Below are 22367 nucleotides of genomic sequence, written 5' to 3'. Positions count from 1 at the left end.
TAAAGAAATGCGAAAAGCCATATTTCCAGGATCATTTGACCCAATTACGTTAGGACATGAAGACATTATCAAAAGAGGAATTCCTCTATTTGACGAAATTGTGATTGCCATTGGTGTTAATGCCGAAAAAAAATACATGTTTTCACTAGAAGAAAGAAAACGCTTTATTGAAGAAACTTTCAAAGACGAACCAAAAGTTTCCGTAATTACTTATGAAGGACTAACAATTGATTTGGCTAAAAAAGAAAAAGCCAATTTCATCTTAAGAGGCCTACGTAATCCAGCCGATTTCGAATTCGAAAAAGCCATTGCACATACCAACAGAAAACTGTCTAAAATAGAAACTGTTTTCTTATTGACAGCTGCAAGTACCTCATTTATCAGTTCGAGCATTGTGCGTGATGTATTGCGCCATGGTGGCGAATATGAGATGCTGGTTCCAGATGCGGTTAGAGTGAAAAAATAATTGAATTAAATTTTACAATTTCTATTTTCCTAGGAAACCGATTATTCTTTTTATTTAAACAATTATGAAGTCAAATACTTTGCACTATAATTTTTATGCTATATCTCTTTTTAGGATAAAAGATAAATTACTGCAATGGGACTACAGTACAGTAGAAGGAACTGGTGTCGTAGCAAAATTTTCAGGAAGAGGTAAATATGCCCATGTTGAATTATCTATATCAAATTCACCAACCAACACAAATGAAGTAATTTGGAATATTACTGAGGAACAAATTCCAAACAATTTTGGGCATAAACCATATATTGAAGAGGCATTAAGTTTTTTTTTAGCTCATGTTTCTGCCCTTACAGGGAATAGAGTTTATTTAAAATTTGACATTAATTTCATTAGTTTTCATATTACTGATAGTCATCCTCGCGATTTTTTAGAAGCTACTATGAATGCAATAGTAAATAGTTTCGACCCTACTGCTTTTCCTTTCGATAAAAATCAAGTAGAAAGAATAATTCAAACTACTTATAATTATCAAAAAGAAAATAATATGCTGAAAAAAGATATTATTGAATCTTTAAAAAATGAAGTGGTGACGGAAAAGTTTTCAAAAATAATTAGTCAAAAAAATATTGATTCAAGAATGCTCAATGGCATTCATTTCAATAGTTATACTATTGATCTTTTTGAAAATAGGAAAGCATTACTCAGTGAAGATGAAAGAAAATATCTCCAAACACAAAATGCAATTGATTATTATGAAAGGCTTACAAATATTGGTAAAGCTCATATCGCAAAAACACTAAATGATTATTATGATTTAAACTATCATTTTGATATACAAAAAGAAGATTATCAATAAAAAAACTATTTTATTTATTCTTCACTTTATAAACTTGCCAGCGAAGCAAATTATAAGTAATTTCGCATTTTTAAAACAAACAATAAATAATGAGCATCGAAAGAGAATTAAGCAAACGAAGCGGATCTAAATGTGAACTTTGCGGTAATGAAGAGAATTTAAAAGTTTATCAAGTCCTGCCAACCAAAAAAGGCGGAATTGATGAAGCTGTATTAGCCTGTAACACTTGTATTGACCAAATTGAAAATCCAGACAACGTTGATTTAAATCACTGGAGATGTCTTAACGACAGTATGTGGAACGAAAATATTCCTGTACAAGTTGTAGCTTGGAGAATGTTAAGCCGTATGCGCGCTGCAGGATGGCCACAAGAATTGCTAGATATGATGTACCTAGATGAAGATATATTAGAATGGGCAAAAGCAACAGGAGAAGGCGAAGACGACGAAAATAAACTAGTTCACCGCGACAGCAACGGCGTGGTACTACAACATGGAGATTCTGTAGTTTTAATTAAAGATCTTAAGGTAAAAGGTTCTAGCATGGTTGCCAAACAAGGAACTGCTGTTAGAAACATCCGTTTAGACCACGAAAACGCCGAATACATTGAAGGAAAAGTAGATGGTCAACAGATTGTGATTATTACACAGTATGTGAAGAAGATTTAGATAAAGTTGCTAAGGTTCTGAGGTGCTAAGATTCTAAGTTTTTTTTAGAATACTAACTATTTAACCGCAAAGCACACAATGATTTACGCAAAGTTCGCAAAGTTTTATCCACAAAGTTTTGCTAACTTTGCGCTTTTATAAAGCCTAAAATTAGAAAAAAAACTTAGCGAGCTTTGCGGTAAATTCAAAGACAAGGTATATCAACTTAAAATCTGAAACTTTAAACAAAAAAAGCCCGTCCATAAAACTGAACGGGCTTTTTAAATATATTGTTTTTAATCGAAAATTATTTTTGAAATAATTTATTGATCTGATCTTTTACGAATGGCTCAGAAACGTTGTTTGTTGCTGCGTCTCTTTCTTTACCAGAAACCATAAACTGAACTGTAGCTTTGTCTGGAACCACATTTCCTGTGTAGTGTAACCAAATGTAGTTGTTAGGTAACTCTAATTTGATATCGTACAACGGAGAAGCTGTAAATCCGCCCATGATAATGTTGTATAAAGCGTTATAAGCATTATCGATGTTCTTAAATGAAAATTTTCTCAAAGTCGAATCGTCATCACTTTGAACAATAGTGTAATACACAGTGTATTCGTCACCAATTTTCTGAATGTAGTTGTTATTTACTTTTCCTAATTTTTCTACAGGAACCGTTTCTAGAACCTTAACCTGTGCAAACGAAATAAAAGTAAAAAACAATGCGGCAAGAGTAATAATCTTTTTCATATAGTATTTGGGGTTACAATTTTACGAACACAAAAAAACACAGAAATATTGAAAAAACACCTATCAATTCGTTATTTTTTTAACATAAAATTGTAAAACTTAGCCAAGCAATCCTAAACTATTGAAATACAATAAAATAAATATTGTAAATTCCAAAATTCAAAATCCAAAATCAGAAATCAATACTTCCCTCTCTTCTCCTCTTCTTCTTTCTTGATGACATTACGAGCGACTTCTATTTTAAACTTCTTCCCTTTCATTTTTTCATCCTTAATATTCTTCAGAAGATCTTTTACTTTATTGTATTTTACCGCTGCAAACGAAACAAAATCTTTTACTTCAATCAAACCTAAATCGTCTTTTTCTAGTTTTCCCTTTTGCGAAAAGAATCCAACAATATCAAATTTGTTCAGTTTGGTCTTTTTACCGCCGCTGATATAAATAGTCTGAAATTGAGGCGGATTTGGCAAAGAAACTTTACCTTCAACATCCAAAACCTCCATTTCGTAATCAATGTAGTCTAATTGTTTTTCACTTTCGTGAATAATTACATACGCCGTTCCTGTTGCCTGCATACGCGCTGTACGTCCGTTACGGTGTGTAAACTCGTCTTCTTTTAAAGGCAGATGATAATGAATAACATGTTTCATTTCTGGAATATCCAAACCTCTCGCAGCCAAATCGGTTGTAACCAAATACGTAACACTTCCGTTTCGAAACTGAATTAAGGCACGCTCACGTTCTTCCTGATCCATTCCGCCATGATAATACACCGAATAGATTCCTTTTCCGTTTAAAGTATCACTAATGCGTTCTGCAGCATCACGATGATTACAGAAAATAATTGCCGATTCTGATTTTAAAGAACAAATCAAATTGAATAAACTTTGCAGTTTATCTTTTGCTGGCGAAATCACCATTTTCATCGAAAGATTGGTTTTCTCTTCTTCCTCTGGAATAAAGTCCAAAACAACCGGATTTACAACTCGCGTATATTTCGGAATTTCAATATCAGAAGTCGCCGAAACCAAAACTCTTTTGTTTACTTTCGATAATCTTCCAATGATAAAAGACATCTGTTCGTGAAACCCTAATTGAAGCGATTTATCAAATTCATCCAAAATTAAAGTCTGAATTTTATCGGTTCTAAAAGTTTCTCTTTCAATATGATCGGCGATTCTTCCAGGCGTTCCAATTAAAACCGCTGGAGGATTGCTTAAATTCTTGATTTCAGTTTCTATTGAATGCCCGCCATAACAAATATTGACTTTGTACTGCGTTCCCATTTTTTTCCAAACCTGTTCAATTTGAAGTCCCAATTCGCGTGACGGAACCAAAATCAAACATTGAACAGACAACACTTCTGGCTGCAACAATTCCAATATCGGAAGTAGGAAAGCCAATGTTTTTCCAGATCCTGTTGGAGAAAGTAATAAAGTATTGTTTTCGTTTAAAATAGCATCATGTGCCATTTCCTGCATTTCGTTTAGGCTTTTAATCCCTAAATTCGAAAGTATATCGTTGGAATGGTGTTTTTTATTCATTTTGCAAAAGTAGGGAAAAAAGTTGTTTCAAGTTTTTTCTTGTTTCAAGTTTCAAGTTTCAAGTTTGATATACTTTGTCTATAATTTTTAACGCAAAGAACGCTAAGTTTTTTTCATGTGAGGCTTTATAATAATGCAAAGTTCGCAAAGCTATGTTTTTAAAACTTTGCGAACCTTTGCGTAGACCTTTGCGCTCTTTGCGGTAAAACTACACACAAAGTATATCAAACTTGAAACCTGAAACTTGAAACAAATAAAACTACTATATTTGATTTCTATTAAAACCAAAACCATGAAACTTTTTACCATTCTATTTTCACTTTTCACCATTACTCTTTTTGCTCAAAACAATAAAAAATACGATACTTTTTTTGAGAAAGGAAACGGAAACCAATCGGCAACTTATCAAGAAACAATTACGTATTTCAAAATGCTCGCTGCCGATTTTCCGACTATTCAAATGAAAGAAATGGGACTAACCGATTCTGGTGAACCTTTACACATGATTACCTTCAATCCTGACAAGGAATTTGATTTTGACAAAATCCAAAAAACCAAAGCTGTTCTATTTGTAAATAACGGAATCCACGCTGGAGAACCAGACGGTATCGATGCAACCATGCAGTTTTACAGAGATTTGGCAACAGGAAAAATAAAAGCGCCTAAAAACACTGTTTTGGTTACCATTCCGGTTTATAATATTGGCGGGTCTTTAAACCGAAATTCGACAACGCGCGCCAATCAGGACGGACCTGAGATTTATGGTTTTAGAGGAAATGCGAGAAACTACGATTTGAATCGTGATTTAATGAAATCGGATACGCGAAATACAAAGAGTTTTGTGGAGATTTTTCAGAAAATAAACGCCGATGTTTTTATCGATAATCACGTAAGCAATGGTTCTGATTATCAATACAAATTGACGTACATTATGACGCAGCATAACAAACTGGGAACTGTTTTGGGTGATTTTATGAATAATGAAATGATGCCGGCTTTGGTAAAAGACCTTCAGAAAAAGAAAATCGAAACTACGCCTTATGTCGATTCGTTTAAAGATACTCCAGATAAAGGTTTTGGGCAATTTGTGGATAGTCCGCGATATACAACGGGGTATACTTCGCTATTTAATACGATTGGTTTTGTGGTCGAAACACACATGCTTAAAAAATATGCCGAACGTGTAAAAATGACCTACGAATACATGAAATCGACTTTGGATTTTACCGATGCGAATTATCAAAAAATAAAAGATTTAAGAGTAAAAAACTTAGAGCAATATCAGCCAAAAAAATCATACACTTTAAAATGGGAAATGGACAGTACAAAAGCTACCACTTTTTCGTTTTTAGGTTATGAAGCCGGTTACAAAAAAAGCGACGCTACAACAGGAAATCGTTTGTATTATGACCGAAGCAAACCGTATAAAAAAGATGTTCCGTACATTAAAGAATTTAAATCGGTTAAAGAAGTGGCGATTCCTACGGCTTATATTGTACCGAGAGGATATTGGAATATTATTGATCTTTTGAAAAACAATAATATCTCGTTTAAACCAATTAAAAACGATACGATTATAGAAGTCGAAAGCTATAGAATTGCCGACTTTAAAACGGTTCCATCTGCTTACGAAGGGCATTATTTGCACAGAAATACAAGTGTAACTTCTAAAATCGTTAAAATGGCTTTCGCCAAAGGAGATTACATCGTTCCAACAAACCAAAAAGGCGTAAAATATCTTCTAGAGGCTTTTGAACCAGAAGGCGTTGATTCGTTCTTTAATTGGAATTTCTTCGATCCAATTTTGCAGCAAAAAGAACATTACTCAGAATATATTTTTGAAGATACTGCTGGACAACTATTAAAAGAAAACCCGTCTCTTAAAGCAGAATTAGAAACTAAAAAACAAAACGATCACGAGTTTGCTAAAAACTCTCAAGCGCAACTGGATTGGATTTACAAACATTCTGTTTATTATGAAAAGGCGCATATGCAGTATCCTGTTTATCGGGTTTTGTAGATTTTTTATTGCTTTTTTTTAACGCAAAGTGCGCTAAGATTTTTTGATTTTGAGGGTCTTGAAAAACGTTAAGATCACAAAGCTTTCGCGATTAAAACTTTACCAACGTTTCGAACTTTGACAAATATTAAACTATGAATTAATTAAACTATATGTAGACTATGAACACGAAATACATTTTAGTAATATTATTATTTATTACATCATTTACAAACGCCCAGGATTACAATAGTTATATAACTAAAGCAAAGCAAGAAATTGAGTCTGGAAACTTAAGAAAAGCTTATGGCAGTGTAACTAAAGTAATTGAAATAGATAGCACAAGTATCGATGCTCGTGAAACCCGAATTAAAGCATCTTTGACTACATCAGCACCAAAAGAGCATTTAGAAACAGCAATAATTGACCTCAATTACTTAATAAGTCATGATGTTGACCAAGCTATTAATTATAGTATGTTAGGAGTAGCTGAAAGCGAACTGGCTTATTATATATATCGATATGATCGTACAAAGTCAAACCACTATGATATAGCAGTATTACATTATGAAAATGCTTTGAAGGCTTTTGATAAAGCTATTAGTATAATTCCCGAATTTGCTGAAGGTTTGGCAGATCGAATAAAAAATGTAAAAGAGAAAATTGCCGACATAAAATCCTAACCAACTTTGCTAGTGCTACAAAAGGAAACCGATAAACCCTCCTAGCGCGAGCGTCCCGCTCGTGAACGAAATCTAAGTCAAAACTAAAAGGAGCACGACTCTAGCGCCAGCGACAATAAACAAATTAAAAAGCCTACTAAAAACAATTTTATTAGGCTTTTCAATTTCAAAAAAGAACAAAAAATCTTATTTATCCTTCAATATTTTTTCTAAATACTCCACTTTATCTTTTTCAGCTTGAACCAAACGTTCGTAAAGCTTTTTATTTTCTTCGTAAGCTTCAATCAATTTCTCTAAAGGATTAAAAGTAAGATTATTGCAAGAGTTATTTAATATTTGTCCTTGTGCGCTATTATCGTAGAAATTATTGAAATAATTAATCGCCGCTTCCTCTGAAAAGTTTTTCAGCGCTTCAACATTTACTCCCAAAGCTTTTGCAATCTGTTTTAGCTTTTCATCATCTATCGTTTCACTATTTTCTAAAGCAGAAATCGCCTGTTGGTTTGTTCCTAAAGCCTGCGCCAAAGCTTCTTGCTTCATGTCACGAAGTTCACGAATTCGGCTAATTTTTCTTCCTATATGGCTTGGTTTTGTAAATGTGCTCATAATTGTAATGTATTGCTTATTAAACAAAAGTACGATTTTTGAGACATGAAATACTTAAAAATAAAAAATTACTAAATATCTATGGTTTTCTTTTAAACATGGCCGTTCTCGTCAATTTGTTTTTTTGTCTACTTTAAAAAAAGTAATATTTTTCTTAAAAATATAAAAATGTAATAAAAAACTTATATATTGGCTTTTTTAATAACCTTAAAACCAATCTAATTATGAGCCGAATTACAAATTATCTAACAGGTGCCTTTTTATTATTTTTAATGCTGTCTTGTACAAACGAAGAGAATGATAAGATAGAAAAGAAAGACAGTCTAAGCCAGCTAAAAGAGGAGCTGCGTCTTGAGAAATTTAGCAATGTTAATATTGCAGAAAATATTGAGGTTAACTGGAATGATGTCTTAAAGACAGAAAACAAGAATGCTGCAATATTAGAATTTGATGTAAAAGAGAAATTTCCTAGTAAACTGCAAAGCAGCTTTCTACAAGCTGAAGTAAATTATCAATTAATCTCAATTGAGTCAGAAGGCGAACAAAAAAACTATTTCATTGAAATTTTTAGTTACAATGATAGTAATGCCTATTCTAAAACAATCACAAAGCTGGATAAATTTAGAGGAATTTTTAATGTATTTTCATTAGATGGGCAAAATCTGGGTTCTATTGCAATTGATCACGGAAATGCCAGAAATATTTCTGAGAACCATACTTTAGACTTTTTAACTGAAACAATAAGCTCGATTTATGTTTCGTCAAACATTACCAAAAAAATACCGTTGTGCGACGGGACATATACTCAAGTCGTAGAACAAACTCAAGACCGTTGGCGAATAGTGAGTCTAGGTCCAAAAATTTTATCTGTTGAATATTTAGGCGTTAAGGTTACAAGAACGACTACTATCTTGCCCTACCCTTGCGATGGATCAGGAGATAGAGATGCTATAATATTACAGCGCACGGCTCATTATTATACAAGTGACGGAAAGAGCTATGCAGGCACAAGTAATTTATTAGAGACAATTATTACTGATTCTTCTTTTTTAAATAATCCTTGTTTGTTTTCTGTGTTTGAAAAATTAGGTGGATCGCCAACATTTCAAACCTATTTAAAAAAATTTGATAGTGAATTTTCTGTTGCCAATTTAAAATTAACTGCCGGGAATGTTGGACTAGAAGGCTTCAATGCTAAAACATTTCCGCCAGTAAATTCTGAAATAGTAATTGCATTTAACGATAAAGAGCTGAATAGACCTATGTTAGATATTGCTAGAACTTTTATGCATGAAATAATCCATGCTGAGATGCTTAGACAGCTTTTTGATCTAGCCAGAACGGATGGGGTTATAGACAAGAAAGAATTGGCGAATATAGCGAACTCTTCAAATAGAAATGAATTACTAGAATATTATTTAAAATATAAAGGAGGAGCTCAACATGAATTTATGGCTTTAAAATATAGAGATGTTCTTGTATCGTTTTTAAAAGAAGTTGATAAAAACTTAACAGAAAAGCAATATCAATCAATTGTTTGGATTGGTTTAGAAGAAACAAGTATGTGGGATAAAATGACTCCGAATGAAAAAGCTGATATTGAAAATACATATGAAGCATGGAGAAAAAGTGTTCCAAATAACTGCAATTAAAAATGTTATAAATGAAAGCAATAGTTTTAACAATCATTATGCTGACAAGTTTAAAAATGCTCGCACAACAAACTTCTAGTCAATTGAAAAATATTAAAAATCCTGTTTATGTTTTTAAGTATGATAAAAAGATTGATGGAATCTTATATAAAAAATACGCAGATAAAGATACAATTGTAGGTTTTGAAATAGTATTAAACAAAACAAAAGTGACTTTTATTTCTTTTCGGATTAATAAAAATCTTAAACTAAAAGTTAATACAACTAGGAAACAATTGGAAGAGATTGTAAAAAATGATAACATTAACAAACAGCCTAATTATTACATTTATGTAAAGAAAAAAGGTATCTTTTATCCAGTAGACCACATAGTTTTTAGAACAATATATTGTAATTAAAAAAGATGAAAGCAAAGTTTTTAATAGTCATATGTTGGCAAATTTTAAAGTGATTAAGTAACAGCCCTAATAACACGAGCGTCCCGCTCGTTAATACAATCAAAATTAAAAGCCTAATAAAAAACAATTTTATTAGGCTTTTCTATATCCTAGAAAAAATAAAAGATCTCCTTCTATTCTTCGAAGTCTTATTTAAACTGTTATCAAGAAATTTTGCTGCTTTACTATCGATTTCATTTAAGGATTAAGCGCAACCTTTTCATATTTTTTTTACTTAAGTGTATAACTTAAAAGATAAAAAAAATGAAAAAATTTATTTTGTTTTTACTAGGGTTTACAGCTGTTTCCTGTGTAAACGATGAGGTAATTGGCAACGAAACCAGTAATAGTCTGTCAACTATTAAGGTAAATGAGTATCGAGATGATGTTTTTCTTTATTCTAAGATCATGCATTTTTCTAATGATAAACTAACAAATTTTACGTATTCTGGCAACGGAAGTGAAGAAAATTATGAGAATTACAGTTACAATAGCAAAGGACTACTTTCTAAAGCAGTACGTTATCAATACCCCGAAAATCTCTACACTGTAACTACTTTTTATTATGATAACGAAGAACGAATTGTTGAAATTAACAGCCAAAGAGACCTACCAAATAGCGAAACCAATAATCTCGATGATAAATTTACTTTTATGTACCTGACTGATAAAATTGTTTCTTCTGTTTATTACAAGAATAATTTCATGAATTCTTCAGAGTTTTTACTAAACTCAAACCAAGAACCCAAAAGAATCAATAAACCAAGTTCCTATTCGAAAGAATACAACTATGATAATGGCAATATAGTAAGTTCTACATCATTTGATCCCGATATGTCTTCAAATACAACAACTTACTCTTACAGCTCGTTAAAAAACGAATATGACTACAGTAAATTTTTATATGGAGAAAAATGGAAACTTAATAAATACTTTATTGGGTATACAGTTGGGCTTACAACTGGCGAAGGGGACGCATTATTTAGCTTTTCTAAAAACCTGATATCAGAATACAGAACTATTTCTGTACCCAGTAATCCTGGGTTACATAATAATCATATTAAATATGATTATGTGATAAATGACAAAAATCTTTTAGAGAAAAAAACTATTACAAATGTGCGCTACAGCACAAAATATAGCCCCTTAACAGTTAGAACTGAATATCTATATACTTATAAGTGATAAAAAAGTTCCAAACACCATTTGCTTGACAAAGTTGAGCTAAAGAAATTTTGAAAAGCGAATACTAATCTTACTTTAATTTGTACATTCGTCTTGCTTAACTATTTAAATTCTATTTTATGTCATTTCAAGGATATCTAAAAACGATTAAAGAAAAAACAGGAAATGGTCCAGCTGAATTTAGAACTCTCGCGGAACAAAAAGGATTTACCTCAAACGGAGAATTAAAAGCAGAAGTAAAAGCCGGAGATATTGTAAACTGGCTTAAAAATGATTTTGCTTTAGGACAAGGGCATGCAATGGCCATTTATGCTCTCCTAAAAGGCATTAAAAATGAGGATAGTGAATAAAATTTAGCTAGAAAATCAAGAATTTTAATTTTATAATTATACAAGCCACAAAAAAATGGGACTATTCAATAATCTTTTTAAAAAGAAAGAAGAAAATACAGAATCAAATACAAATCAGCTAAATATTGCTAAGCATTTTACCTCTGAAAATGATTTTTTAGAAAAATATGGAGCTTTAGCTTTAGAAAAACAAAGAAATCTATATAATGTAACGGGTGGACTTTCTTGGAATGTTGACATGAACAAGGAAGAAATTACTTTTGGAGACCATCTTACTTTTCCAATGCAGGTTTTGGGGTCGTTTTCTCATTCGTCAGAAACTTGGCTATGGCTTTGGGAAAATAAAGCGGGCGGTTATGCCGAATCTGTTATGCAACAGGCGCTTTTATTAAAGCAATATGGCGAAGAAAATAATATAGAATTATTAAGCGTTGGAAAATTTGATGCTGTACAAAACGATTTGCATTTAATAGGAATGATTGCCACTGAAATGTTTAATTTGAGCGGTTATTATCTTGGAAATTACAGTCAAGGAACAATGGTGGTTACGATAAAAGATGATGCAATTGACAGCTCTGAAAGTGAGGAATTGTCTAGGATTCTGACTGTTTTCCCAGAATTGATTTCGATATTTGAAATTCAAAACCACAAAAATGCTTTTACCAATTATCTTTCTCAAAAAGGTTACGAATTGACTCCAAACGGAAATGAAGTTAAAGCAGAAAAAGACGGAAATATCATTAATGCCGTTTTTAACGAAAATAATCTTTTGACAAGCTTAAATGGTAATTCTTAAACTTCGAATAACTAAATAATCTTTAAGGCTGATTGCCCGCGTGAGGGATAGAGCCAATCCTCCGCGGCGGAAGCGAAAGCCCGACAGCAATAAAAAAAGACCCAATGAACGCAAAGTTTATTGGGTCTTTTTTTTATTGGTGGCACGCCATAACATTAACAATTTTGCTTTCTAGACGCAACCTTTTACAATATATTTTACTGATAGTATAGAACTTTAAACAAAAGTAAAATGAAAAAATTATCTATAGTATTTGCCACAATTTTCATTGTTTCATGTTCGAATGATGAAAAAGATGAAGCAATCAGTAAATTTAGCACACCTTCTAACTTACAGGGAACTTACTGTTACATTTCTGGTAGTACAGTTTTTTTTGACAAGGACAATAATGCAAGTTGTATTGCAAAGCCAAAATCTACTTTGACTTTTAAATACAATAGCTCATTAAATGCTACGACCATTCAGTGGAGTATTGAAGCACAGCCAGCTGGAAGTATAATTGTAAACGGAAACACTAACCAAGAAACGATAAGTCTAACTTTTAAAGCTGATTTTGAGAAAGGATCGATTAATTCTATTGGTGAGAGCGAAAAAGGAATCTGCGGACCTACTTTATTTATTACAAACAGATAAAGTAAGTTCTTTTAGAATTCCTCTATCATTTTATGATATTAAAAAAGCCCAATAATTTGTTACTGGGCTTTTTGATGTTATTTCAGAAATCTAAATTAAGATTCTAAATTTTCCTTTTTTGACTTTAGATCTACAGGAGCACTTTTATCTTCTTCAAATAACAATTTAATGTTTTCGTAGGAATTTTTTAGTGCTTCTTTGATTTGTTCTGGATTTAACCAGGCAACTTTTTCTATTCCTTCTTCGATTTGTCCGTGTGGGGTTCCTTCAAAATCAGACTGCATTTCGAACCAATGCGTGATTTTGAGTTTGTATTTTCCGTTGCGTTTAAAGATATGATAGGTTTTTTGAAGTTTATTCGTAATACGAAGCTGGTTTACTCCTGTCTCCTCCTCTACCTCACGCATAGCCGTCGCTTCAATGTCTTCCCCTTTCTCGATTCCGCCTTTTGGCAGATCCCATTTTCCGTTTCTAAAGATAAACAAGACTTCGCCTTTCTTATTGTAGACAAAGCCTCCGCCCGCTTTATTTACCGGAATCTTGGCTTTAAGGGTTTTCATGATCTCACTTTCGTCGGGATGATATAGAATGGCTTTTTGAATTTTATTTTGAAAAATTTTTATAATAAGCTGTTCGATATCAATACTCTCCAACAAGAACAATTGGAAATCTGTTTCGCGCGAGATTTCATTTGTCAAAAAAAGTGGTTTGTCGTTTACAAAAACTTTATACATTTGTACTATGATTTTTAATAAAGATACTGCCGAAAAAACAGCCGAATTGCTTTTGCAAATAAATGCAATTAAATTGAATCCCGAAAATCCTTTTACATGGGCTTCTGGTTGGAAATCTCCTATTTATTGCGATAATAGGTTAATTCTTTCATTTCCGAGCATCAGAAACTATGTTCGTGATGAGTTTGCTAAGAACATCGAAAAACAATTTGGAAAACCTGATGTGATTGCTGGTGTTGCTACTGGAGCCATTGGGGTGGGAATTTTGGTCGCCGAAAGTTTAGGTCTTCCATTCGTATATGTGCGTCCGGAGCCAAAAAAACACGGTAGACAAAACCAAGTGGAAGGTTTTTTGCAAAAAGGACAAAATGTTGTAGTTGTCGAAGATTTAATTAGTACTGGAAAAAGCAGTTTGATGGCTGTTGAAGCTTTAAGAAGCGAAGGTGCAAACATTAAAGGTATGGCGGCTGTCTTTACTTACGGTTTTGGCGTTGCAGAAGAAAACTTCAAAGAAGCTAATGTTGATTTATTCACCTTAAGCAACTACGAGAACCTATTAGACTTAGCAGTTCAAAAACAATACATTACAGAAGATCAGCAATCTACTCTTCAAGAATGGAGCGTTAGCCCATCTACTTGGGGACAGGAGTAAGATTTTAGATTTTAGATTTTAAAGTCGCTTTGCCCCTTTTGGAATTTGGGATTTAAAAAAATTGGAATTTTATTTAAAATTTCAGCTTTGCGAACTTAAATAAAGTCAAAGTATATAAAAAAACCTTGCGCCCTTTGCGGTAAAAAAACATTTGCAGTAAAAAACAAAACAAAAAACAATATGAACTTAGAAAGTCCAAAAGTTACTGTTCAGAAATCAGCACAGGATTTATTTGATCAACTGACTGACGTAAAGAATTTTGAAAAATTAATGCCAGACAATATCGCTAAATTTGAAGTGACTGGCGAAGACGCTTTTATTTTTGGATTGAAAGGGATGCCTGAAATCAAATTGAAAATGAAAGATAAAGTAGCTCCAAACAAAATTGTTTTGGGTGCTGCAAGTGATAAACTTCCGTTTACACTAACTTCAAACATTGATACTATTTCTGATTCAGAAAGTGCTGTTCAATTGTTCTTTGAAGGAGAATTCAACGCTATGATGGCGATGATGGTTAAAGGTCCAATCAGTAAGTTTATTGAAACTTTAGCAAACAATATGCACAAGCTTTAATAATGGTAAATTATTAATTGTGAATTATAAATGAAAATGTCCGACTTTTGTTGGGCATTTTTTTTATGCTCTCGCAAAGCTGCAGAGACGCAAAGATTTTTTTTTAAGATAAAACATTAATAACTTAGCGCCTTTGCGACTTTGCGAGATTAAAATAAAAAACTTAAAATCTTAGCATCTCAGAACCTTAGCAACTTAGTAAAGCATTTTAACCTCTTTAATCTCAAACTCTGCAACAGAATCATCTTCCAACAAAACCTGCAGTTTTCCCATTAGAGAAACGCCTTGAATGATTCCCATAAAATCTTGGTTATTATTGTCTCTAAATGCAGTTGGAATTCCTTTTTTAAATAAAAAATTAAAATAGTCATCCCAGAAAGTCTGCGATGAGGTGTTCCAAGATTGAATTTTTTCTTTTAGTTTTTCAACGATTAAGATTGCCAACTCTTCCTTGTCAAAAGTTTTTCCTGAAATTACTGCCAACGAAGAAGCATTTGGCAATTCGTCAAAATCGGTTTGATTGACATTGATTCCGATTCCGACAACTGACACGATTCTGCCATCGCTTTTTAAGGTATTTTCGATTAATATGCCAACCAACTTCTTATTGTATGACAGAATGTCGTTTGGCCATTTAATGCATATATTAGGAATATTTAACGATTTTAAAACCTCTGCAACCGATAAAGAAACCAAGACGCTTAAATTAAAAACTTCGTCGTTATTAAACAGAAAATCTTTCACCAAGACACTCATAGTTAAGTTCTTACCAGCTTCAGTCTTCCATAAGCCTCCAACTTGCCCCTTCCCTTTTGTCTGATTTTCAGCTGTTACCGTTGTAAAATTCTCCAGTTCATCCTGACTTGACAAAGCTTTTAAGAAGTCATTTGTAGAATCTATGGCATCGAGTTTGATTAGTTTCATTAAATAATTTAAATATCTTAATTTAATATTTTGTTAAGGTTCAAAAATAATCACAAAATTTGGTAACTTTACAAATTCATATAAAATAATTCATGGCGAAAAAGACTATTAATAATGATGTTCTACTGGCGAACATAATCAAAGGGATTGAGGAAGTAAAAGGAAATGATATCGATATTCTTGACTTAAGAGAAATAGATACAGCTGTATGCGACTATTTTGTTATTTGCAATGGTAGCTCAAACACCCAAGTTAACGCCATCGTAAACTCAATTCAAAAAATTGTATCAAAAGACTTAAAAGATAAACCTTGGCACGTAGAAGGAACAGATAATGCAGAATGGGTTCTTATGGACTATGTACACATTGTGGTACACGTTTTCCAGAAGCACATTCGCGAATATTACAACATCGAAAGCCTTTGGGGCGATGCCAAAATAACTTCAATCGAGAACAAATACTAAAGAAACTTTCATTAAATGGCTAAAGATAATAATCCAAATCCGAATAAATTTAAAATAAGTCCTTGGTTAATATATACCGCAATACTTTTAGTTTTTTTATTCATAAGTTTTGCTACAGGAGGATCAAGCCTAAGCGAACCTGCTCAATTAACATCTTCTAAGTTCAATACGCTTTTGGAAAAAGGCCAGATTGAAAAAGTAATTGTTTACAACAAAGCAGAAGCTGAGGTATATTTAAATGCTGCGGCTCTTAAAGACCCAGCAAACAAAAAAGTAGCTGAAGATATTTTCAAACAACCAAACAAAGGTCCACATTATACTTTGGAAATTGGTAACGATCAAATCTTTCAAACTAAATTAGAAAAAGCAGTTACTGAGGGGAAACTGAAAGATTTCAACTTCCTTCAAAAAAATAACTGGAGCGATATTTTAATCAGCTTACTTCCTATCATCATCATTGTTGGTGTATGGATCTTTATTATGCGTAAAATGTCTGGCGGAGGCGCTGGAGGTGGCGGACAGATTTTCAATATCGGAAAATCTAAAGCGAAACTTTTTGACGAAAAAACAGATATCAAAACTACGTTTAAAGATGTGGCTGGTTTAGAAGGTGCTAAGGAAGAAATTCAGGAAATTGTTGAATTCCTTAAAAACCCTGAAAAATACACGAATCTTGGAGGTAAAATTCCAAAAGGAGCTTTATTGGTAGGACCTCCGGGAACTGGTAAAACTTTATTGGCAAAAGCTGTTGCTGGTGAAGCGCAAGTACCGTTCTTCTCTTTATCAGGTTCAGATTTCGTTGAGATGTTTGTTGGAGTTGGTGCTTCACGTGTACGTGACTTATTCAAACAAGCAAAAGAAAAATCTCCTGCTATTATCTTTATTGATGAGATTGATGCTGTTGGTAGAGCAAGAGGAAAAAGCAATATGTCTGGCGGAAACGACGAGAGAGAAAACACTTTAAACCAATTACTAACAGAAATGGATGGTTTTGGTACAAACTCTAACGTAATTGTTTTGGCAGCAACAAACAGAGCTGACGTTTTAGACAAAGCTTTAATGCGTGCAGGACGTTTTGACAGACAAATTTTTGTTGACTTACCAGACATTCGCGAAAGAGCAGAAATCTTCAAAGTACACTTAGCTCCTATCAAAAAAGTTGAAGGTCTTGATTTAGATTTCTTAGCAAAACAAACTCCAGGTTTCTCTGGTGCTGATATTGCTAATGTTTGTAACGAAGCTGCACTTATCGCTGCTCGTAACAACAAAGCGGCTGTTGACAGACAAGACTTCCTTGATGCTGTAGATAGAATTATTGGTGGTCTTGAGAAGAAAAACAAAATCATTACTCCAGACGAAAAAAGAGCAATCGCAATTCACGAAGCTGGTCACGCTACTGTAAGTTGGATGTTAGAGCATGCTGCTCCACTTATTAAAGTTACAATTGTTCCTCGTGGGCAAAGTTTAGGAGCTGCATGGTATTTACCAGAAGAAAGACAAATCGTAAGAACAGATCAAATGTTAGACGAGATGTGTGCAACTATGGGCGGTAGAGCGGCTGAAAAAGTAACTTTCGATAGAATTTCGACTGGTGCTTTAAGCGACTTAGAAAAAGTAACACGCCAAGCCCGTGCAATGGTAACTATTTACGGATTGAACGATAAAATTGGAAACGTTACGTATTACGATTCAACTGGACAAAATGAATACAATTTCTCTAAACCGTATTCTGATGAAACTGCAAAAATTATTGATAAAGAAATTTCAGAGTTAATCGAAGGTCAATATCAAAGAGCGATTCAGATTTTAGAGGAAAACAAAGACAAGTTAAACCAACTTGCTGATATTCTGATTGAAAAAGAAGTAATCTTTAAAGATGACTTAGAAAACATATTCGGAAAACGTACTTTTGACAAAAATTTAGAAGAAGTAGTTTCATAAATAATTACGAAAAACGTAATAAATTTTTAAAATCTTAATTCAAAAGTCCCTTTTGAATTAAGATTTTTTTATCTTTGAACGTTTTCAACTAACATGTAAAGCATTTCATATAAAAAATGAATTTTTTCAAAAAAATATTTGGCTCTAGTGAAGCCGCTTCTGACGAAGAGAACGAAAGCGAATATGCAGGTTCATCTGCGCAGAACAGTCATTTATCTTTAGACGAGCAATTTATTTTCAACTTCAAAAAAAATGGAGGAAAGTTCTTGTATTGCGAAAACATGGGAGAAGTTGCTGAACAGTTTGAAAACATTTTAGAAGAAAACGACTGGTTCGAGAATGAAGTTTTATGCTATGAGCAAGGCTTATTTGGCCTACTGGAAGAAAATAAATTATTTTATATCGCTCCAACTAACCCAAAATTTTTATTGGCTAGCTGCGAAAACCTTATAGCCGATGAAGGTTCTATCTTATTTTCATCAAAACAAATCAGACAAAATAAACCAAACGAATTACCTGCAAATATTGTTATTATAGCAACCACAAGCCAAATCCTTCCAATGAAAAGCGACGGATTAAGCGCTATAAAACGAAAATACGAAAGAGACTATCCTACTAATATCACTACAATAAAATATTTCGAAAAAGCGAAAGACGAAGATTTTACACAATACGGAAGTGTTGCGAAAAACCTTTATTTACTGCTTTTAGAAGATCTTTAAGATGAACGAAACACTGAAGAGGGCCATTTCTGGTGCTGTTTATATCGCTTTATTACTAACTTCGATATTGTTTTCTACCGAAAGCTTCATTACTCTTTTTGGCGTTTTCTTAATTATCACGATATACGAGTTTTCTAATATCGTAAACTTAAACAAAGTGTTCTCTATTCTTTTTGGAACTTTAGTTTATGCTTCAATTGTTTTGATAAGTCATTACAACAAACAGACAACCAAGTTTCTTAACGATACCTTTAACACTAACATTAGCTTAGAAACCAATATTAAACAGCTCGATTTAATTCTTCTGGCTATAACTATTGTCGTTTCAATAAAATGCATCATATTCTTATTTTACGATTCGGTTCAAAAAGTTAGCACTTCTTCAAAATACCTATATCTGCTTGGATATATTACGCTTCCTTTTGTATTTATTGTAAAAATCTCTTTTGGAACAAATGATTATAATCCGAAAATTATTATTGGTTTATTTGTTTTAATCTGGACCAATGATACTTTTGCTTATTTAGTTGGAAAATCAATGGGAAAACACAAATTATTTGAGCGAGTTTCTCCTAAAAAAACAATTGAAGGTTTTCTGGGTGGTGTTGTCTTTGCTGCTTTTGCCGGTTTTTTGATTTCTAAACTCTATATTCAGCCTAAACCTGAATTTAGCAACACATCAATCTTAATCTGGACTATTATTGCATTAATTGTCAGCATTTTTGGAACTATTGGAGACTTAATAGAATCCAAATTTAAGCGAATTGCAGGTATAAAAGACAGCGGTTCGATAATGCCTGGTCACGGAGGTATTCTAGATCGATTAGATAGTGTTATATTTGTAGCACCAATTATATTTTTATTTTATCAAATTTTATATTATGTTTCATAAAGAGGGAGGCCCGTCCATTTTATTAGGTACTGTATTTACTGTAGCTGTACTTTTAATTGCTGATAAATTCATTGATATTGCTTGGCTGAGAATGCTTGTGCAATTTGCAGCGCTTGTAATTTTAATTATTATTTTACAATTCTTCAGAAATCCGAAAAGAATTGCAATTAGAAACAGTGATCATATCCTTGCTCCAGTAGATGGAAAAGTGGTGGTTATTGAAGAAGTTTATGAAGGAGAATATTTTAAAGATAAACGTTTACAGGTTTCTATCTTTATGTCGCCAATCAATGTGCACGTAACACGTTACGCAATGGATGGAATCATTAAATTTAGCAAATACCACCCTGGAAAATTCCTTGTTGCTTGGCACCCTAAGGCAAGTGAAGAAAACGAAAGAACTACAGTAGTAATTGAAAATGAAACTTTCGGCGCGATTTTATATAGACAAATTGCTGGTGCATTGGCTCGTAGAATTGTAAATTATGCTAAAGAGGGAATGCAGGTTGTTCAAGGAACTGACGCTGGTTTCATTAAATTTGGATCAAGAGTCGATTTATTTTTACCTTTAGGTACATCAATCAATGTGGAGTTAAATCAAAAAGCAATTGGTGGAAAAACAATTATTGCTACAAAAGCATAAATGACTGATAAAGATTTAGATATTCGCTTTGCTGAAGCTGTAGAAGTTGCATTGACTATGACTCAGGCTTCGCTGCCGCAAGACGTGCAGTTAAGACTTTACGCTTTTTACAAACAGGCTACTTTTGGAACAGCAGTTTATAATCAATCTGAAAATTTTGATTTAAGAGATGCTTTTAAAACCAATGCTTGGATGCAAATTAGCCACATGTCTGTAGATGAAGCCAAAGAAAATTATATCGAGATCATCAATTCATTAACATCAAAATAAAACATTATGAAGAAAAACGTTGTTATTTTAAGCACTTTAACTTCATTTTTACTATTATTTTCTTGTAAAGAAGATAAACTGACAGAAGTAGTTGAAGTTCCTCTTCCAACAAAAGAAGAAAAAATTACTATTGGTTCACCAAATGATGTTAAAGCCGATCCTGGCTCTTTTGAAATGACAAAACTGCCATTTAATTATGACGGTCTTGCTCCCGACATTAGAACCTTAACTTTAGAAACACATTATTCAAAACATTACCTGTCGTACACCAACGCTTTTAATAAAGAGATTGTTTCGACTGAGTTTGAAAATATGCCTATTGAAGACATTTTAAAAAAAATGCCTCTTACGAATTTAAAACTCCGTCAGAATGCTGGAGGATATTACAATCATACGCTTTATTTTAATATTCTGACACCAAAAGAGCAGACTCCAAAAGATACGCTTGCAGGTTCTATTAATAAAGAATTTGGTTCTTTTAACAATCTGACCAATCAATTTAAAGCACAGTCAGAAAAGCAGTTTGGTTCTGGATGGGTTTGGCTGGTTGTAGACCGATATGGTAAATTACAAATTACCACAACAGACAATCAAGATAATCCATTGATGAAGAATGCTTTGATTCCTGGAACTCCGATTATGGGAATTGATCTTTGGGAACATGCATATTATTTAGATTATCAAAACCGAAAAGGCAGTTATATTGACGCTTTTTACAATCATATAAATTGGGAAAAAGTGAACGAATATTACGTTGAAGCACTCAAAAAGGTTAAAAAAGTATAGAAAAAAAGCTGATGCAATTAAGTATCAGCTTTTTTTTATACCTTTTAGGTACTTAAACGAAGATCATGAAAGACATTGCCAATCGTTTTACCGAAAACCCAATATTATCGCCGTCGGATATACCGCCAAGCAGAGAAGGTCTCGAAATTACCTGTCTATTGAATCCGGGCGTATTTGAGTTTCAAAACAAAATCTGGCTAGCGGTGCGTGTCGCCGAAAGACCAAAACAAATTGAAAACATTATTTCTTTTCCGATATTAACAGAAGCAGGAACCATTCAGATTATTGAAATTTTAAAAGATCATCCTGAACTTATCGCAACAGATGCACGCGTCATTAATTATCAAGGAATAGATTATTTAACCACTTTATCGCACATTCGATTATTATGCAGCGAAGACGGAAAACGATTTTATGAACCTGAAGATTATCCGCATTTGGTTGGCGAAGGAATATTAGAAACGTTCGGAATTGAAGATTGCAGGGTTTCTTTCATTGAAGGAAAATATTACCTCACTTTTACATCTGTTTCTCCTAGCGGCGTGGGCGTTGGCTTAAGAACCACAACCGATTGGAAGAATTTCGAAAAACATGGACTGATATTTCCTCCTCACAATAAAGACTGTGCCATTTTTGAAGAAAAAATAAACGGCTTGTTTTATGCCCTTCATCGCCCTAGTAGTGTAGACATTGGCGGAAATTACATTTGGATTGCTTCTTCTCCAGATGGAATTCATTGGGGAAATCATAAATGCATTGTCAAAACCAGAAAAGATAGTTGGGACAGCAAAAGAGTTGGCGCTGGAGCGGCACCGATAAAAACAGAATTAGGCTGGCTCGAAATTTATCATGGAGCCAACGAATTTCACCAATATTCTTTAGGTGCTTTTTTATTGGATTTAGAAGATCCTACAAAAGTGATTTCGAGAACCGAAACCCCTATTATGTTTCCTAAAACAAGTTATGAGCTAAGCGGTTTCTTTGGAAATGTTGTTTTTACAAACGGCCATATAGTGGAACCAGATGGCGATACACTAACTGTTTATTATGGCGCTTCTGATGAATTTGTATGCGGTGCAACATTTTCTATTAAAGAGATTCTTTCGTTGCTTAAAAAGATTTAAAAACAAAAAAATATTTAACACATAGAAACATAGATTT

26 protein-coding genes are annotated in these 22367 nt (G+C 33.1%); 21 read left to right on the top strand and 5 right to left on the bottom strand.

What is annotated here, in order from left to right; genetic code table 11:
• The first annotated feature begins 7 nt into the window (after positions 1 to 7).
• From coaD to QLQ95_RS17070, 3 genes are all read left to right on the top strand, one after another.
• Entirely contained in the window at positions 8 to 466 is a 459-nt protein-coding gene (gene coaD, locus QLQ95_RS17080) for a pantetheine-phosphate adenylyltransferase (RefSeq protein ID WP_026729362.1), read from the top strand.
• Between the two features lie 64 nt (positions 467 to 530).
• Positions 531 to 1322 (top strand): hypothetical protein, encoded by a 792-nt coding sequence (locus QLQ95_RS17075; RefSeq protein WP_482500750.1) that lies wholly within the window; start codon positions 531 to 533, stop codon positions 1320 to 1322.
• Positions 1323 to 1411: 89 nt separating this feature from the next.
• Positions 1412 to 1990 (top strand): PhnA domain-containing protein, encoded by a 579-nt coding sequence (locus tag QLQ95_RS17070; protein WP_095927829.1) that lies wholly within the window; start codon positions 1412 to 1414, stop codon positions 1988 to 1990.
• 286 nt (positions 1991 to 2276) lie between these two features.
• Here the strand turns inward: QLQ95_RS17070 and QLQ95_RS17065 are convergent, their stop codons facing one another.
• Both QLQ95_RS17065 and QLQ95_RS17060 read right to left on the bottom strand, forming a co-directional pair.
• Positions 2277 to 2720, bottom strand: coding sequence for a hypothetical protein (locus QLQ95_RS17065; RefSeq protein ID WP_095927830.1), 444 nt, complete (start codon positions 2718 to 2720; stop codon positions 2277 to 2279).
• 179 nt (positions 2721 to 2899) lie between these two features.
• Positions 2900 to 4264, bottom strand: coding sequence for a DEAD/DEAH box helicase (locus tag QLQ95_RS17060; protein WP_482500748.1), 1365 nt, complete (start codon positions 4262 to 4264; stop codon positions 2900 to 2902).
• 292 nt (positions 4265 to 4556) lie between these two features.
• On the opposite strand from QLQ95_RS17060, the gene QLQ95_RS17055 reads away from it, so the two are divergent.
• Together QLQ95_RS17055 and QLQ95_RS17050 are read left to right on the top strand one after the other, a co-directional pair.
• Complete coding sequence (locus QLQ95_RS17055; RefSeq protein ID WP_482500746.1) at positions 4557 to 6284, top strand: M14 family metallopeptidase; 1728 nt, start codon at positions 4557 to 4559, stop codon at positions 6282 to 6284.
• A gap of 161 nt (positions 6285 to 6445) precedes the next feature.
• Entirely contained in the window at positions 6446 to 6946 is a 501-nt protein-coding gene (locus QLQ95_RS17050) for a hypothetical protein (protein WP_482500744.1), read from the top strand.
• Between the two features lie 186 nt (positions 6947 to 7132).
• On the opposite strand, the gene QLQ95_RS17045 is transcribed toward QLQ95_RS17050, so the two are convergent.
• Entirely contained in the window at positions 7133 to 7552 is a 420-nt protein-coding gene (locus QLQ95_RS17045; RefSeq protein ID WP_428238213.1) for a helix-turn-helix domain-containing protein, read from the bottom strand.
• 224 nt (positions 7553 to 7776) lie between these two features.
• Here QLQ95_RS17045 and QLQ95_RS17040 point away from each other — a divergent pair, with 224 nt between their 5' ends.
• From QLQ95_RS17040 to QLQ95_RS17015, 6 genes are all read left to right on the top strand, one after another.
• On the top strand, positions 7777 to 9204 hold the full coding sequence (locus QLQ95_RS17040) for a hypothetical protein (RefSeq protein WP_482500742.1): 1428 nt from the start codon (positions 7777 to 7779) through the stop codon (positions 9202 to 9204).
• 11 nt (positions 9205 to 9215) lie between these two features.
• On the top strand, positions 9216 to 9602 hold the full coding sequence (locus QLQ95_RS17035; RefSeq protein WP_482500741.1) for a hypothetical protein: 387 nt from the start codon (positions 9216 to 9218) through the stop codon (positions 9600 to 9602).
• 303 nt (positions 9603 to 9905) lie between these two features.
• The gene (locus QLQ95_RS17030) at positions 9906 to 10826 is read left to right on the top strand and encodes a hypothetical protein (protein ID WP_482500740.1); all 921 of its coding nucleotides are present in this window, start codon (positions 9906 to 9908) and stop codon (positions 10824 to 10826) included.
• A 119-nt stretch (positions 10827 to 10945) separates the two neighbouring features.
• Positions 10946 to 11176 carry a DUF4287 domain-containing protein gene (locus QLQ95_RS17025; RefSeq protein ID WP_095930836.1) on the top strand — a complete coding sequence of 77 codons (231 nt, stop codon included), beginning with the start codon at positions 10946 to 10948 and terminating at the stop codon, positions 11174 to 11176.
• Positions 11177 to 11231: 55 nt separating this feature from the next.
• Positions 11232 to 11972 (top strand): DUF6882 domain-containing protein, encoded by a 741-nt coding sequence (locus QLQ95_RS17020; protein ID WP_482500738.1) that lies wholly within the window; start codon positions 11232 to 11234, stop codon positions 11970 to 11972.
• A gap of 231 nt (positions 11973 to 12203) precedes the next feature.
• Positions 12204 to 12605, top strand: a complete 402-nt coding sequence (locus QLQ95_RS17015; protein ID WP_095930839.1) for a hypothetical protein — start codon at positions 12204 to 12206, stop codon at positions 12603 to 12605.
• Positions 12606 to 12700: 95 nt separating this feature from the next.
• Here the strand turns inward: QLQ95_RS17015 and QLQ95_RS17010 are convergent, their stop codons facing one another.
• On the bottom strand, positions 12701 to 13339 hold the full coding sequence (locus QLQ95_RS17010) for an NUDIX hydrolase (RefSeq protein ID WP_095930840.1): 639 nt from the start codon (positions 13337 to 13339) through the stop codon (positions 12701 to 12703).
• Positions 13340 to 13346: 7 nt separating this feature from the next.
• On the opposite strand from QLQ95_RS17010, the gene pyrE reads away from it, so the two are divergent.
• Both pyrE and QLQ95_RS17000 read left to right on the top strand, forming a co-directional pair.
• Positions 13347 to 13991 carry an orotate phosphoribosyltransferase gene (gene pyrE / locus QLQ95_RS17005; RefSeq protein ID WP_095930841.1) on the top strand — a complete coding sequence of 215 codons (645 nt, stop codon included), beginning with the start codon at positions 13347 to 13349 and terminating at the stop codon, positions 13989 to 13991.
• Positions 13992 to 14171: 180 nt separating this feature from the next.
• Positions 14172 to 14564, top strand: a complete 393-nt coding sequence (locus QLQ95_RS17000) for an orotate phosphoribosyltransferase (RefSeq protein WP_095930842.1) — start codon at positions 14172 to 14174, stop codon at positions 14562 to 14564.
• A 195-nt stretch (positions 14565 to 14759) separates the two neighbouring features.
• Here the strand turns inward: QLQ95_RS17000 and QLQ95_RS16995 are convergent, their stop codons facing one another.
• On the bottom strand, positions 14760 to 15488 hold the full coding sequence (locus QLQ95_RS16995; RefSeq protein WP_095930843.1) for a biotin--[acetyl-CoA-carboxylase] ligase: 729 nt from the start codon (positions 15486 to 15488) through the stop codon (positions 14760 to 14762).
• Positions 15489 to 15580: 92 nt separating this feature from the next.
• Here QLQ95_RS16995 and rsfS point away from each other — a divergent pair, with 92 nt between their 5' ends.
• The 8 genes from rsfS to QLQ95_RS16955 all read left to right on the top strand — a co-directional run bounded on the left by rsfS (position 15581) and on the right by QLQ95_RS16955 (position 22330).
• Complete coding sequence (rsfS, locus tag QLQ95_RS16990) at positions 15581 to 15952, top strand: ribosome silencing factor (RefSeq protein WP_095930844.1); 372 nt, start codon at positions 15581 to 15583, stop codon at positions 15950 to 15952.
• 15 nt (positions 15953 to 15967) lie between these two features.
• Entirely contained in the window at positions 15968 to 17893 is a 1926-nt protein-coding gene (gene ftsH, locus QLQ95_RS16985; RefSeq protein ID WP_095930845.1) for an ATP-dependent zinc metalloprotease FtsH, read from the top strand.
• A 116-nt stretch (positions 17894 to 18009) separates the two neighbouring features.
• Positions 18010 to 18615 (top strand): lactate utilization protein B/C, encoded by a 606-nt coding sequence (locus tag QLQ95_RS16980; protein ID WP_095930846.1) that lies wholly within the window; start codon positions 18010 to 18012, stop codon positions 18613 to 18615.
• 1 nt (position 18616) lies between these two features.
• Positions 18617 to 19507 carry a phosphatidate cytidylyltransferase gene (locus QLQ95_RS16975; RefSeq protein WP_095930847.1) on the top strand — a complete coding sequence of 297 codons (891 nt, stop codon included), beginning with the start codon at positions 18617 to 18619 and terminating at the stop codon, positions 19505 to 19507.
• Positions 19497 to 20150 carry a phosphatidylserine decarboxylase family protein gene (locus tag QLQ95_RS16970; RefSeq protein WP_095930848.1) on the top strand — a complete coding sequence of 218 codons (654 nt, stop codon included), beginning with the start codon at positions 19497 to 19499 and terminating at the stop codon, positions 20148 to 20150. Before QLQ95_RS16975 ends, QLQ95_RS16970 begins: the two co-directional genes overlap by 11 nt.
• Positions 20151 to 20420, top strand: a complete 270-nt coding sequence (locus QLQ95_RS16965; RefSeq protein WP_095930849.1) for an acyl-CoA-binding protein — start codon at positions 20151 to 20153, stop codon at positions 20418 to 20420.
• A 6-nt stretch (positions 20421 to 20426) separates the two neighbouring features.
• Positions 20427 to 21206, top strand: a complete 780-nt coding sequence (locus QLQ95_RS16960) for a superoxide dismutase (RefSeq protein WP_095930850.1) — start codon at positions 20427 to 20429, stop codon at positions 21204 to 21206.
• A 65-nt stretch (positions 21207 to 21271) separates the two neighbouring features.
• On the top strand, positions 21272 to 22330 hold the full coding sequence (locus tag QLQ95_RS16955) for a glycoside hydrolase family 130 protein (protein ID WP_095930851.1): 1059 nt from the start codon (positions 21272 to 21274) through the stop codon (positions 22328 to 22330).
• The last annotated feature ends 37 nt before the right edge of the window (positions 22331 to 22367 follow it).

The organism is Flavobacterium sp. B330r, from assembly GCF_056824325.1.
This window is presented reverse-complemented; position numbering and strand designations above follow the sequence as displayed.